This is a genomic window from Pacificoceanicola niger (genome assembly GCF_048553275.1).
GTDB lineage: Bacteria > Pseudomonadota > Alphaproteobacteria > Rhodobacterales > Rhodobacteraceae > Pacificoceanicola.
Map to the genome: position 1 here is coordinate 13,619 of NZ_JBLZMW010000018.1, position 11,663 is coordinate 25,281.

The window sequence follows — 11,663 nt, forward strand, 5'->3', positions numbered from 1 at the left end:
TGGTGTTGATGATTTGCGATGAACGTCATCGCGATGGGTTGCAGCATTACTCGTACCATACTAAAACAGTCAAGTAATTTGAAAGAGCCACGCACCGTATCCCTCCGGGCGCAGCCATCGGACAACAGACAAACCTCCGAGGACGCCCATGATGCAGCCAACCGCTGTCAGACCTGACGAAATCCGTGCCTTTGTTGCGGAAAACCCGAAATTGCGCGCCCGTGATGCCGGGGACTCGCTTGGCATTGCCGAGGCGCAGTTGGTCGCCGCCCACGCGGGCCATGGCGCAATCCGAATCGCGGCCCATCCCGACCGGATCATTCCTGCCGCAGAACGGCTGGGCGAGGTCATGGCCCTGACGCGTGTCGGTGCCTGTGTGCATGAAAAGGTGGGTGAATACGGTGAATATCATCCGGGCGAGCATGCCGCGATGACTCTGACCGAAAACATTGACCTGCGCATCTTCCCGTCGCATTGGGTCCATGCCTTTGCTGTCGAGACCGCGTCCGAGCAGGGCCCGCGTCGGTCCTTGCAGATTTTCGACGCAGCGGGTGACGCGGTTCACAAGATCCACCTGCGCGACGGCTCGAACCATGATGCTTGGGCCGGAATTGTTGCGGATCTTGCAATTGCAGATCAGGCGGACAGTCTGGCCGTTGAAGCCCGAACGCCGGTCGAGCCGCCCAAATCGCGCAGCGACAAGGTGGATCTGCTGCGCGAGGCATGGGCAAGTCTGACCGACACGCACCAGTTCCTGCGGCTATGCTCCAAACTCAAGATGAACCGGCTCGGGGCCTATCGCATCGCTGGGGAACCTTGGGTGCGTCCGCTTGCCCCGACTGCCGCCGATGCGATGCTTCAGGCCATCCGCGATGCCGGGATCGAGGTGATGATTTTTGTCGGCAACCGCGGCTGTATCCAGATTCACACAGGCCCTATCCACACGCTCAAACCCATGGGCCCGTGGCAGAACGTCATGGACCCCGGGTTCAACCTGCATCTGCGGCTCGACAAGGTGGCCGAGATCTGGGCCGTGCAAAAACCCACGCAACGCGGCCCTGCCGTGTCTGTCGAAGCCTTTGATGCGGAAGGCGGGCTGATCTTCCAGGTGTTCGGAGTTGGCAAGGAGGGTCGCGACTCGCGCCCCGAATGGGGTCGGATTGTCGAGGCGCTGCCGACCTTTGCGGAGGTTCCGGCATGAAATCTTGCGACAGCGGAAACGGTCGCTTCACCGGACTCTGGGTGGCCATGTTCGGCGCCTTCATCGCCCTGACCGTCAGCGCGCAGCAAAGCGCGGAGATCCCCAACCCCCATGCCGATGTACTGTCCATCGGCGGCTCGGTGACCGAAATCGTCGCCGCCCTTGGTCAGCAGCACCGGCTGAAGGCGCGCGACACCACCTCCAGCTATCCGCCGGACGTGACCAACCTGCCCGACGTTGGTTACATGCGGTCACTTTCGCCAGAAGGCGTGCTATCGGTCGGCCCGTCGCTGATCCTGTCCGAGGAAGGCGCAGGTCCACCCGAAGCGCTCGAGGTTATCCGCGAGGCGGATGTGGATTTTGTCGAGGTTCCCGATGCGCTCACGCCGGAGGGCATCCTACGCAAGATCGAAATCATCGGCGACGCGCTTGGCGTGCCTGATCGGGCGGACGGGCTGGCCGCCGAGGTCGAAACCGCGCTGTCCGCCGCCGTGACCGATGCGGACCGGCCTGAGACCGACAAGAAGCGCGTTCTGTTTGTTCTGTCCACGCAGGGAGGCAAGATCAACGCCTCTGGCACCGGGACGGCTGCCGATGCGCTGATCCGCATGGCCGGTGGCGTGAACGCCATCACCGACTACGATGGCTACAAGCAGATCACCGACGAAGCCGTCGGCCTTGCCGCGCCGGACGTGATCCTGATGATGGATCGCGGCGGCGATCATGGCGTGGCGGACGACGAACTTTTCGACATGCCCGCGATCCGCCTGACACCGGCCGCGCAGACTCGTTCGGTCGTACGCATGGACGGCTTGCTGATGCTGGGTTTCGGACCACGAACGGCAGATGCGGTGCGCATGTTGAACGACGCGCTCTATTCGCAGGGAGGCTGAACCTTGGCCGCCCTTTCCGAAATCGACATCGCCCCGCGCGACCGGATGTCCCGCGCTCGTGCTTTGCATTGGGTCCTCGCGGCCGGTTTGGGGCTGGCCTGCATGGCCAGTCTTCAGGTCGGTGCGACGGATGTGACCCTGTTTGCGATGCTCGCCAAACTGGCGCAGGGCGAGGCGCTGAGCCAGATGGAGCGCGTGGTGCTTTTCGACATTCGCCTGCCGAGGCTTGCCATGGGCGTATTGGTCGGCGCGGCCCTGGCGGTGTCGGGAGGCGCGATGCAGGGTTTGTTCCGCAATCCGCTGGCCGATCCGGGGATCGTCGGCGTCGGTGCCGGGGCCGGTCTGGGCGCGATCCTGGCCATCGTGCTGGGCGCGCTTCTGCCCGTCCGGATGATCGACCTCATTGGCAATCAGCTGGTCCCCGTCGCTGCCTTTCTCGGCGGTTGGGGTTCGACCCTCGTTCTGTATCGCGTCTCCACGAGGCAGGGACGCACGTCGGTGGCCACGATGCTTCTCGCAGGCATCGCGCTTGGCGCACTGGCCGGGGCGTTGTCGGGCATCCTTGTCTACATCGCGGACGACAGGCAGTTGCGCGATCTGACTTTCTGGGGGCTTGGATCGCTCGCGGGGGCCAGCTGGGCCAAGGTCCTGTCCGCCGGTCCTTTGATCGTGCTTTCGATCGGGGCGGCATTGATGATGGGCCGTGGGCTGAACGGCCTTGCCCTTGGCGAGGCGACAGCCGCCCATATCGGCATCCCTGTGCAGCGCATGAAATCTATAGCCATCCTCGCCGTGGCCGGTGCGACCGGTGCGGCGGTGGCCGTATCGGGCGGGATCGGTTTCATCGGCATCGTCGTGCCGCATCTCCTGCGCCTGACCTCCGGCCCGGATCACCGGACGCTGCTGCTCAATTCCGCGCTGCTCGGGGCAATTCTGCTGGTCCTTGCCGATGTGATTGCGCGGGTGATCATCGCGCCCGCGGAACTGCCCATCGGGATCGTGACGGCGGTTCTGGGCGCGCCAGTCTTTTTGTGGATCCTGCTCAAACGCAGGGGGCTGGTGGAGCTATGAGTCTGACTGCCGACGACATCCGAGTAAGGTATGGCAAGCGCGAAGCGTTGCGTGGCGTAAGCCTGACCGCTATGCCCGGCGAGGTCACCGCCATCGTTGGCCCCAATGGGTCTGGCAAGTCCACCCTGCTCGGAGCGATCACCGCCTCCCGGCCCTTTCAAGGCCGAGTTCGTCTGAACGGGCGCGATATTGATACGCTCCAGCCATGGGAACTGGCCGCTGTGCGCGCCGTGTTGCCCCAGGCGTCGCGTCTGGCTTTTCCCTTTACCGTGATCGAAGTGGTCCGGCTTGGCCTGCAATCGGGCACTGCCGGTGACCGCCCCGAGGTGCCGATGCAAGCACTGGCCCGCGTAGGGTTGGCGCATTACGCAAACCGGACATTTCAGGAGCTGTCCGGCGGCGAGGCGCAGCGCGTGATGCTGGCCCGCGTTCTGGCGCAGGTCTGGGCTCCGGTCGAGCACGGAGCGCCACGCTGGCTCTTGTTGGACGAGCCTGTCTCAAGCCTCGATATCGCGCATCAGTTGCAGGTGATGGAAATTGCGCGCGAGTTTGCCCGCGCAGGGGGCGGCGTGATCGCCGTGATGCACGATCTGAACCTGACCGCCCTGTTTGCCGACCGCGTCGCGGTGCTGGCCGAGGGGCTGCGCCTGGCCTTCGGGACGCCGGGCGAGGTGCTGACCGATGATATCCTGTCGCGCGCCTATGGCTGCGCCTTGCGGGTTTCCGCGCCGCCGCCCGCGGCGATCCCCTACATCCTTCCCCATGCTGCATCGACCGAATAGGAACCCATATGCGCCTGACAGCCCTCTTCTTGCTTCTTGCCTTGCCCGTAATGGCCAATCCGGCGCCAGATATCGTCGTCCTCGGTGAGGTCCACGACAACCCGGATGCACATTTGGGGCAAGCCGCCGCATTGCGCGATTTACGCCCGACCGCTGTCGTATTTGAAATGCTGAGCGCAGAAGATGCGGCGCGTGCCGACGCCGACCGCAGCCAGAGCGCCGACGCGTGGGAGGCCAGCGGTTGGCAGGATTTTCCGATCTATGCACCCATTTTCGACGCCCTTGGAGAGGCACGCATCGTGGGTGCGGCGGCCTCGCGCGAGGTTGTTCGCAGCGTATATAGCAACGGGGCTGCCGCCCTGCTTGGCGCGGATGCAGCCCGCTTTGGCCTCGACGAGGCTCTGCCCGAGGATCAACATCAACTGCGCATGCAGATGCAATTCGAGGCGCATTGCGAGGCCATGCCGATTGACATGATGGCCGGTATGGTGGCGGTCCAGCGCTACCGCGATGCGGTTTTTGCCCGTGCCGCGCTGAATGCGCTTGAGACCTATGGACCGCCGGTTGCGGTGATCGCCGGAAACGGTCACGCGCGCACCGATTGGGGTGTGCCCGCGATGATTGCCAGGGCCGCGCCCGAGATCACGACCCGTGCAATCGGCTTTGTGGAAGAGGATACCAACATGCCGTTGGACGAGATCCGCATCGTGCCGCGCGCCCGGCGGGACGATCCTTGCCAATCGCTGACATCCAAATGAGGAGAGACCGATGTATCTTGCAATGAACCGTTTCACCGTACCGCTTGAAAACGCTGCCGAGTTCGAAGAGCTTTGGCTGTCGCGCGAAAGCCGCCTTCAGGACATGGACGGCTTTTTGTCCTTTCACATGCTGAAAGGACCCGAGAACGAGGGCGCGATTCTCTATGCCTCGCACACCGTCTGGCAGTCCGAGGCGCAGTTTCGTTCCTGGACCACCAGTGAGGAATTCCGCGCCTCGCACGCCCGCGCGGGCCAGAGCCGCAAGCTGCATGAGGGCGCGCCGCGTTTCGAAGGATTTACCGCGATCCAGCAGATAGATGCGCGGCAAACCGCATGACGCAGGAAAATTTGTCGCAGGGCCGGGCTTTCGCGGTGTCGACGCAACCATAGCGCGGGGTGTCCGGCTGAAAATGCTCGACGCAAGCCCGATCTGTGGTGCCTTGCCCACGCCGAGGACGTGTGCTCGGCGCATTTGACGCCCATCTTCTATTCTTGACAAAAAAAATCAGAATAGCCTAAGAAGGCAATATACCCGACTCCATTAGTCGGATTTTTAGCGCATCGTTCGATGCTCGTCCCAGCCACCACCAACGGCAGCCCGGATGTCAAAGGAAAGGGAGTAGATCGTGAAGACAACCGAGCCACGGGCAGACGCCCAGACGCCCGCAATGGCCAGAAACACCTGGCGTGAGATCGTGCAAGCCGGTGCCGATTGCGCCCAAGTCGACGGCTTCGCGCTTGAATATCTGATCGACCTTCAGCGCGATCGCGCGCGGTTTGCAGGAGAGTGTCGATGAGCCTGATGCAGAACCTGCCGACCCCTCGCTCCGCCGACCGGACCGATGGCACCGTGACCTACGACGCGCGCGAGCTGATCCGAAATGGCATCAAGGCCGAGATCGTGCTGGATGGTCAGACCTACACCCTGCGCATCACCCGCGCCGGCAAGCTGATCCTGACCAAATGACAGGTGCAGCACAGACCGCAGGCGCCAGCGTGGTTGGGCAGCTGTCCGACATCGCGCCGTGGGAGGCCGAATTGATCCTGTCCATGCGTCTCTGGATGGAAGGGCCGGAAGGCCAGGCCGAGGTTTGGAATGGCTTTGCGCGGTGTTTTGGAGCCATCGAAGGGCGCGCGGAGATGCGCACCTTCGAGTCGCTACTGACCAGCCTTTGCACCTTTGCCCGCAGGCCGCTTGTCCGACATGGGCTTGCCTGTCGCTGCATCGGTTCTGACGAGGCGATCCTGAAGACGCTTGTCCGCGAGGCCACGTGCCGTGATCTGGCAGAGGCGGCGATGATTGCCTGCCTGCTCGTTCCGGCACGCCATGCCGAACCGCTCGCCCAGATGGCGGCGCAGGTCGGACGTGCGATGCAGCGTATGGCAACCCGCGTTCCGACCGGGCCCCGCCCCCAGGGAGCACGCCCGGACCGGACCCTTCACTGAAAACGCTCCCCAAGCCAGACCGGGATTGCCGCCCGAAACTCCAGCGAGGACACCATGCCCAAAGTTCCCAGCCCCTGCATCAGCGTGTGCAAGTTCAAGCGCGACGGTCACTGCATCGGATGCTCCATGACCAAAGCGCAAAAATCCGCCTTCAAGGCATTGAAAAAGGACAAACACCGCGAAGCCTTCGTCGAACTCGTCGTGGGCCAGCAGGCCGCCATGGGCCGATACACGCACTGGGGGCCGGCCTATGAAAAGAGATGCCGAAAGAAGAAAGTTGCCCTCACGGTGCTCGACGGCGGCAAGGCCGCCTGACCGGAATGCAATTGATCAGCCGCGAAAAAGGACAATGCTCAAATGACTTCAGCCATTTGCCGAGTTTCGTTTGAACGCGCCCCGGTCTCTTTCGACGCCGTTTCAGAACGTCCCCTGCTCGATCATTTGCGCGATGTCGCCCGCATCAATCGATGCAAAGGGTACATCGACTTGTTCGGTGCCTGTGCTGCCTTGTCAGGAAACCGCGACGTGGCCAGGCATGCTGCGTCCGAAGTGCTGGTGCGGTGCCTTTCCCAGGCCCTTGGTCGCCGCCCGGTTCTCTACCGTGTTGGCGAAACGGAAACTTCATTCGACGAAAAGTGGCTGATTGCGCTGGCCCGGAGTTTGAAGACTGGAGATAAATGCAGCAGCGCCTTTCTCTTGCAATCCCGTGTGCCGAAACACGCCCGCCGGACCCTCGTGTTCCTTTTGCGCAGAGTAACCGACAGTTTCTCTCAGAATTAGAAATGTTCTAAATTGGCTTGCCCCTTCTGCTGTCGCGGCTTAATCTGGTCCCGCAAGCCAGCCTGATGCCAGCCAGCACCATTTGTATCGATGCAGGAGGCACCCGTGTCCCAGACCGCCCAGACACTTTCGACCGACGCAACGGCCCAGATTGCCGAAGCGCTGAACCAGTGCGTTGCAGAAACCGCCGTGGCCACAATGCTCGCGCAGAACTTTCATTGGAACGTGACAGGTATGGCCTTTGGTCCGCTGCATGATTTGTTTCAGAAGATCTACGAAGACCATTTCGTTGCTCAGGACGACCTGGCCGAACGGATCAAGGCGCTCGGCGCGCACGCCGAAGGCACCCTCGCCGGAATGGTAAAACGCTCCAAGATTTCCGAAGTGGATGGTGTCCCAAGCGCCGAAGACATGGTCCGCCTGATGAAGGATGCGCAGGAAACACTCGCCGAAACCATAGCGGGCGCCGGTGAACTTGCTGCGGGACAAGGGGACACCCTTACCGAAGATCTGTGTATCGCGCGCGGCCAGACGCACGAAAAGTTTGCCTGGATGCTGCGGGCCCATCTGGCCTGACTCGCGGCAGTCGATTCCTTTCCTGCGTGATGCCGGAAAGACATACGGATTTAATCAGGTATTGAAGCCGGACTTGCTGGATGGTAACAGATCGCCATCCAGCAAGGGTCCAACCCCAGCCAGATGACGTCATGGGCGATCAAAGGCTGGAGATATGTCGAATTTCATCCTGAAACACGCGGGCATGTGCCTGGCGCTCTGTCTGCTGCACAGCCCCGCCTGCGCACAAGACGTTCAGGGCGCATATGTGTCCATTGAATTGAATGCTGTGCAGCAAGTCGAAGCATCCTGCCGGGTCAGTTTTCTGGTTCAGAACGGACATGATTTCGATATTGATCAGGCGGTTTACGAGGCGGTTCTTTTCGACGTCGAAGGACGCGTCGACCGGCTGACCCTCTTTGATTTCGGCGCTTTGCCCGCCGCCCGGCCCCGTGTGAGACAATTCGTCATTCCGGGCCTTTCATGCGGATCCCTGGGCCGTCTGCTCATCAATGGCGCGCAAACCTGTACCGGGACCAACGTGCCGGTCGATGCGTGCGGCAAGGATCTCGACCTGCGCAGCCGCACGGATGTCGAGGTGCTGGGATGATCGCCCAACTTCACGATAGCATCGAGCGTATTGCCGATCTTGGTGGCCCGGTCGTCCTGCTGCTGTGCGCGCTTTCCGTACTGGTTCTTGCCGTTGTCTTCTACAAGGTCTGGCAATTCGCGGTGGCGGGTGTCGGACGCCACACGGCTCTGCGCGACGCCATTGCCGCCTGGGATGCCGGGGATCGGTCGGCCGCGCGCGATCACCTTGGCCGGTCACGCAGCTACCTTGTCCCCGTACTTGCCATGGCTCTGGACGGCCAGACGGACGCGGCCCGCCTTGAAACCGAGGCAGAGGTGCGGTTTGCCCGGTTGGAACGGGGGTTCCGGTTCCTCGACTCCGTGGCGCAACTCGCGCCGCTTCTGGGCCTGTTCGGAACAGTTCTTGGCATGATCTCGGCGTTTCAGGCGCTTCAGGACGCCGGGGCTCAAGTCGATCCCTCGATCCTCGCCGGTGGCATCTGGGTTGCCTTGCTGACCACGGCTGTTGGCCTTGCCGTGGCCATGCCGACTTCTGTGCTCCTGAGCTGGTTCGAGGCCCGCATGGATGCAGACCGGGTGCTGGCCCAGAAAGCCCTGCATACGGTGTTGTCGCCGGGCCACCCCAGTGGCGTCACGGATCCGCAAGGACTGCCAGCCCATGCGTAGCGTGCGTCGAAGGCGCAGGCTGTCGATGACCTCCCTGATCGACGTCATCTTCCTTTTGCTGCTGTTCTTCATGCTGTCCTCCACATTCACTCGCTTTGCCGAGGTCGAGTTCGCCTCGGCGCATTCTGGCGGCGTGGCGTCCTCCGAGCGTCCCGTGTTCCTTTCGCTTGCCGCCGATGCATTGCGCGTGAACGGGTCCGAGGCGGCGCTTGATGCGCTGTCCGAAGCGCTGGCAGCGTACCGCAGCGGCGATGGGCCGCTCGCTGTGTTGATTGCGGCCGGGACCGATGTTACCGCGCAACGCCTGACCGACCTGCTCGTCGCATTGCGTGCCATTCCAGGCGTCTCTGTCACGGTTCTGGAAACATGATGAGACGGCACCGCACCCGGACCGCAGGCGAGCCGACCATCGCCCTGATCAACATCGTTTTCCTGATGCTGATCTTCTTTCTCGTGGCGGGTACTCTGGCGGCACCGCTCGACGCAGCGCTACGGTTGGTCAACACCGCCGATCTGGAAGGCAGCGCGCCTGCCGACGCGCTGGTGCTGCATGCTAACGGGCGCATGACGCACCGCGGTGCGGATATCACCTCGGTCGCGGATTTTGTCGCCGGTCTTCCGCAGGACGCGCGCGCCCGTGTGCGGATCGTCCCCGACCGCGCCTTGCCCGCGGCGATGCTGATCGCGAAGGGCCGGTCCCTGCGTGAGGTCGGTGCGCAGCGGGTGGTGATCGTTACCGAACGAGGGTTGGAATGATGCACCGGGCCGGTCCCGCCAAGCTTGTTGCCCTGTCCGTCGCGCTTGTCCTGCACGGCGCACTGGCCCTCGCACTCGTATCGCACGAGACGACAAAAATCGAAGGGGCGGATGGCGGCACCGAGGTGCGGCTGGGCAATGCCTTTGCCGACATGGCCGCCGGCACACTGAGCGCGGAGCGTCCGGAGAGGGCCGAAACACTGTCCGCGGAAACGCATCAGGGGATGGCGGACGTAGCGCCGCCCGAGACGGCGCGCGTAGAGGCATCGGCTGAAAGCGCCCGGGCGGTGGACGCGGACCCTGTGCCATCCGAGCCGACTGCAGAAGCTGTCAAAGATGTTCCGCCCCAACGGTTGGCTGCCGAACAAGCGGTCCCCATCGCCCGTGCAGACACGTCCGCTCTGCTACAGACTGCGGCTCCCGCGCCGAATGCGGCAAAGGCTCTTCAAAGGCCATCGGCTTCGGAACGGATAGAGGCGGACGCAGCGCAAAGCGCCGCTGTCGCCCGGTCATTGCGACCCAAGCCGCGCAGTGCCGAATTTGTGGCCACGCACAAACCGGCGCAGGTGGCCAAACCCAAACCAAAGCCAGCGCCCCAGGCGAAACCAACGCCGGGCAATGCCGACCGCAGCGCGCGGGCGGGCGAAGCCACGGGACAGCGGGACGCCGTCGCAAAGCAGAGTGGCACCGCCGGTCGACAGAACGCGGCGGGCAATGCCGCTGCGAGCAATTACCCTGGCCTTGTCATGCGTAAACTGTCGCGAGCGGGCAAACCGCGCGTGAACGCGCGCGGAACTGCGGTGGTCACCTTCAGTATCGCCACCAATGGCGGATTGTCTTCGGTGTCGCTGGCGCGCAGTTCCGGATCGGCGGCATTGGATCAGGCCGCGCTGCGCCTGGTCCGGGGCGCAGGGCCGTTCCCGCGGCCGCCAGAAGGCGCGCGGCGCAGGTTTTCGATCCGGATTCAGGGGCGTTAGCGCAACGAGCAAGGGAACTGCGGGGCCTTGTCAGGTGATCCGCTGCGGCGGGCGCATGCGAAGCTCAGGTCGGGGATGATGAAAGAATTGCCAATCTGCCCGAGGGGCCGTCGCTTTGCGCACAGCACGACGGATGGTAAGCAATTGTCCCTTGACCGATGACGGGGGCAGCCATGCATTGATCCGGACATGGGTATAAAACCTCGGCCCTGCAATCGCGAAACAGATCCGCGCATAGCAACAACTGATCAAACACCGTGGCTCCGGTCGCCGCGCAGAGCAATTCAGTCGGAAAAACATTGGCATTGGCAAGGCCGACGGACCCTGACACAGAGGTGTCATGAGCTTGTGCCAAATCGGTGGGGAAGACCGGAGAATTCATGTCACATCATTCCCGTTATGCTGTGTACTTCATGCCCCGCCCCGGCGGGTTGGCGTCGTTCGGGGCGCATTGGTTGGGGTGGGACGCGCAGGCAGGTTGCGATATCGCCAAGCTTGGTGTCGCGGACATCGGGTCATTGACCGAAGCGCCGCACAAATACGGATTTCACGGCACGTTGAAACCGCCGTTCCGGCTGGCCGAAGGGTGCGATGTGGCGGGACTTGACGCGGCCATGGCGGCGCTCGCCGGGCGCACGGAACCCGCGCAGGCCGAGGGGCTTGCGCTGACCCGGCTGGGGCGGTTCTTTGCGCTGACCCCCGTGGGCGATGTGTCCGGCATTTCGCGCGTCGCAGCCGCGTGTGTGACCGAGCTGGACGCCTTCCGCGCCCCCGCATCGGCAGAGGAGCTGGCCCGCCGCCGCAAGGCGCATCTGTCTGACCGGCAGGACGCGCTGTTGACCGCGTGGGGCTATCCTTATGTTCTGGACCAATTCCGGTTCCACCTGACATTGACCGGCAAGGTGCCCAAGCCGCAATTGGACGCGGTTCAGGCCGAAATACAGACCCATCTGCCGGATCTGCCCGCGCCGTTTGAGTTGGCCGACATTTGCCTGTGCGGCGAACGCGGGGATGGCCGGTTCGAACTGCTGCATCGATACCCGCTTTGCGGCTGAAGCAGGGTGCAACCTTGCGCGAGTTTCTACGACTGCGCGCCCCTTAGCGGTTCAATGGTGCCGAGGCCGGGTATGAAGGCAAAACCCCCGCATCAGGGCGCGCGCCCATGATCCGGGGGGGGGCCGGACCGA

General features: G+C 63.2%; 18 protein-coding genes. All 18 read left to right on the top strand.

Annotated elements, in window-relative coordinates; all coding sequences use genetic code 11:
* Window positions 1–148 precede the first annotated feature (148 nt).
* The 18 genes from ACN2XU_RS19405 to ACN2XU_RS19490 all read left to right on the top strand — a co-directional run bounded on the left by ACN2XU_RS19405 (window position 149) and on the right by ACN2XU_RS19490 (window position 11,531).
* A complete protein-coding gene (locus ACN2XU_RS19405; RefSeq protein ID WP_419412003.1) occupies window positions 149–1,201 on the top strand; it encodes a hemin-degrading factor in 1,053 nt (350 codons plus the stop codon).
* Entirely contained in the window at window positions 1,198–2,094 is an 897-nt protein-coding gene (locus tag ACN2XU_RS19410) for a heme/hemin ABC transporter substrate-binding protein (RefSeq protein ID WP_419412004.1), read from the top strand. The genes ACN2XU_RS19405 and ACN2XU_RS19410 overlap by 4 nt, the downstream gene beginning before the upstream one ends.
* 45 nt (window positions 2,095–2,139) lie before the next feature.
* On the top strand, window positions 2,140–3,165 hold the full coding sequence (locus ACN2XU_RS19415) for a FecCD family ABC transporter permease (protein ID WP_419412114.1): 1,026 nt from the start codon (window positions 2,140–2,142) through the stop codon (window positions 3,163–3,165).
* On the top strand, window positions 3,162–3,947 hold the full coding sequence (locus ACN2XU_RS19420; RefSeq protein ID WP_419412005.1) for a heme ABC transporter ATP-binding protein: 786 nt from the start codon (window positions 3,162–3,164) through the stop codon (window positions 3,945–3,947). Before ACN2XU_RS19415 ends, ACN2XU_RS19420 begins: the two co-directional genes overlap by 4 nt.
* Window positions 3,948–3,955: 8 nt before the next feature.
* A complete protein-coding gene (locus tag ACN2XU_RS19425; protein WP_419412006.1) occupies window positions 3,956–4,705 on the top strand; it encodes a ChaN family lipoprotein in 750 nt (249 codons plus the stop codon).
* Window positions 4,706–4,715: 10 nt separating this feature from the next.
* Window positions 4,716–5,042 (top strand): heme-degrading protein HmuQ, encoded by a 327-nt coding sequence (gene hmuQ, locus ACN2XU_RS19430; RefSeq protein ID WP_419412007.1) that lies wholly within the window; start codon window positions 4,716–4,718, stop codon window positions 5,040–5,042.
* Window positions 5,043–5,331: 289 nt separating this feature from the next.
* A complete protein-coding gene (locus ACN2XU_RS19435) occupies window positions 5,332–5,502 on the top strand; it encodes a hypothetical protein (protein WP_419412008.1) in 171 nt (56 codons plus the stop codon).
* A 5-nt stretch (window positions 5,503–5,507) separates the two neighbouring features.
* Complete coding sequence (hemP, locus tag ACN2XU_RS19440; protein WP_419412115.1) at window positions 5,508–5,672, top strand: hemin uptake protein HemP; 165 nt, start codon at window positions 5,508–5,510, stop codon at window positions 5,670–5,672.
* Window positions 5,669–6,151 (top strand): hypothetical protein, encoded by a 483-nt coding sequence (locus tag ACN2XU_RS19445; RefSeq protein WP_419412009.1) that lies wholly within the window; start codon window positions 5,669–5,671, stop codon window positions 6,149–6,151. The genes hemP and ACN2XU_RS19445 overlap by 4 nt, the downstream gene beginning before the upstream one ends.
* Window positions 6,152–6,205: 54 nt before the next feature.
* Window positions 6,206–6,466, top strand: a complete 261-nt coding sequence (locus tag ACN2XU_RS19450) for a DUF1289 domain-containing protein (RefSeq protein WP_419412010.1) — start codon at window positions 6,206–6,208, stop codon at window positions 6,464–6,466.
* Between the two features lie 42 nt (window positions 6,467–6,508).
* Window positions 6,509–6,931 carry a hypothetical protein gene (locus tag ACN2XU_RS19455; protein WP_419412011.1) on the top strand — a complete coding sequence of 141 codons (423 nt, stop codon included), beginning with the start codon at window positions 6,509–6,511 and terminating at the stop codon, window positions 6,929–6,931.
* Between the two features lie 105 nt (window positions 6,932–7,036).
* Window positions 7,037–7,507 carry a Dps family protein gene (locus ACN2XU_RS19460; RefSeq protein ID WP_419412012.1) on the top strand — a complete coding sequence of 157 codons (471 nt, stop codon included), beginning with the start codon at window positions 7,037–7,039 and terminating at the stop codon, window positions 7,505–7,507.
* A 154-nt stretch (window positions 7,508–7,661) separates the two neighbouring features.
* Window positions 7,662–8,096 (top strand): hypothetical protein, encoded by a 435-nt coding sequence (locus ACN2XU_RS19465; RefSeq protein WP_419412013.1) that lies wholly within the window; start codon window positions 7,662–7,664, stop codon window positions 8,094–8,096.
* Window positions 8,093–8,743: a MotA/TolQ/ExbB proton channel family protein gene (locus ACN2XU_RS19470; RefSeq protein ID WP_419412014.1), complete on the top strand. Its 651-nt coding sequence runs from the start codon at window positions 8,093–8,095 to the stop codon at window positions 8,741–8,743. The genes ACN2XU_RS19465 and ACN2XU_RS19470 overlap by 4 nt, the downstream gene beginning before the upstream one ends.
* A complete protein-coding gene (locus ACN2XU_RS19475) occupies window positions 8,736–9,113 on the top strand; it encodes an ExbD/TolR family protein (RefSeq protein WP_419412015.1) in 378 nt (125 codons plus the stop codon). Before ACN2XU_RS19470 ends, ACN2XU_RS19475 begins: the two co-directional genes overlap by 8 nt.
* Window positions 9,113–9,499: an ExbD/TolR family protein gene (locus ACN2XU_RS19480; protein WP_419412016.1), complete on the top strand. Its 387-nt coding sequence runs from the start codon at window positions 9,113–9,115 to the stop codon at window positions 9,497–9,499. Before ACN2XU_RS19475 ends, ACN2XU_RS19480 begins: the two co-directional genes overlap by 1 nt.
* Entirely contained in the window at window positions 9,496–10,476 is a 981-nt protein-coding gene (locus ACN2XU_RS19485; RefSeq protein ID WP_419412017.1) for an energy transducer TonB family protein, read from the top strand. Before ACN2XU_RS19480 ends, ACN2XU_RS19485 begins: the two co-directional genes overlap by 4 nt.
* A gap of 380 nt (window positions 10,477–10,856) precedes the next feature.
* A complete protein-coding gene (locus ACN2XU_RS19490; protein ID WP_419412018.1) occupies window positions 10,857–11,531 on the top strand; it encodes a DUF1045 domain-containing protein in 675 nt (224 codons plus the stop codon).
* Window positions 11,532–11,663 lie beyond the last annotated feature (132 nt).

Coding starts and splice junctions, on each gene's coding strand:
- ACN2XU_RS19405 (WP_419412003.1), top strand. CDS start 149: ATGATGCAGCCAACCGCTGTCAGACCTGACGAAATCCGTGCCTTTGTT.
- ACN2XU_RS19410 (WP_419412004.1), top strand. CDS start 1,198: ATGAAATCTTGCGACAGCGGAAACGGTCGCTTCACCGGACTCTGGGTG.
- ACN2XU_RS19415 (WP_419412114.1), top strand. CDS start 2,140: ATGTCCCGCGCTCGTGCTTTGCATTGGGTCCTCGCGGCCGGTTTGGGG.
- ACN2XU_RS19420 (WP_419412005.1), top strand. CDS start 3,162: ATGAGTCTGACTGCCGACGACATCCGAGTAAGGTATGGCAAGCGCGAA.
- ACN2XU_RS19425 (WP_419412006.1), top strand. CDS start 3,956: ATGCGCCTGACAGCCCTCTTCTTGCTTCTTGCCTTGCCCGTAATGGCC.
- hmuQ (WP_419412007.1), top strand. CDS start 4,716: ATGTATCTTGCAATGAACCGTTTCACCGTACCGCTTGAAAACGCTGCC.
- hemP (WP_419412115.1), top strand. CDS start 5,508: ATGCAGAACCTGCCGACCCCTCGCTCCGCCGACCGGACCGATGGCACC.
- ACN2XU_RS19445 (WP_419412009.1), top strand. CDS start 5,669: ATGACAGGTGCAGCACAGACCGCAGGCGCCAGCGTGGTTGGGCAGCTG.
- ACN2XU_RS19450 (WP_419412010.1), top strand. CDS start 6,206: ATGCCCAAAGTTCCCAGCCCCTGCATCAGCGTGTGCAAGTTCAAGCGC.
- ACN2XU_RS19455 (WP_419412011.1), top strand. CDS start 6,509: ATGACTTCAGCCATTTGCCGAGTTTCGTTTGAACGCGCCCCGGTCTCT.
- ACN2XU_RS19465 (WP_419412013.1), top strand. CDS start 7,662: ATGTCGAATTTCATCCTGAAACACGCGGGCATGTGCCTGGCGCTCTGT.
- ACN2XU_RS19470 (WP_419412014.1), top strand. CDS start 8,093: ATGATCGCCCAACTTCACGATAGCATCGAGCGTATTGCCGATCTTGGT.
- ACN2XU_RS19475 (WP_419412015.1), top strand. CDS start 8,736: ATGCGTAGCGTGCGTCGAAGGCGCAGGCTGTCGATGACCTCCCTGATC.
- ACN2XU_RS19480 (WP_419412016.1), top strand. CDS start 9,113: ATGAGACGGCACCGCACCCGGACCGCAGGCGAGCCGACCATCGCCCTG.
- ACN2XU_RS19485 (WP_419412017.1), top strand. CDS start 9,496: ATGATGCACCGGGCCGGTCCCGCCAAGCTTGTTGCCCTGTCCGTCGCG.
- ACN2XU_RS19490 (WP_419412018.1), top strand. CDS start 10,857: ATGTCACATCATTCCCGTTATGCTGTGTACTTCATGCCCCGCCCCGGC.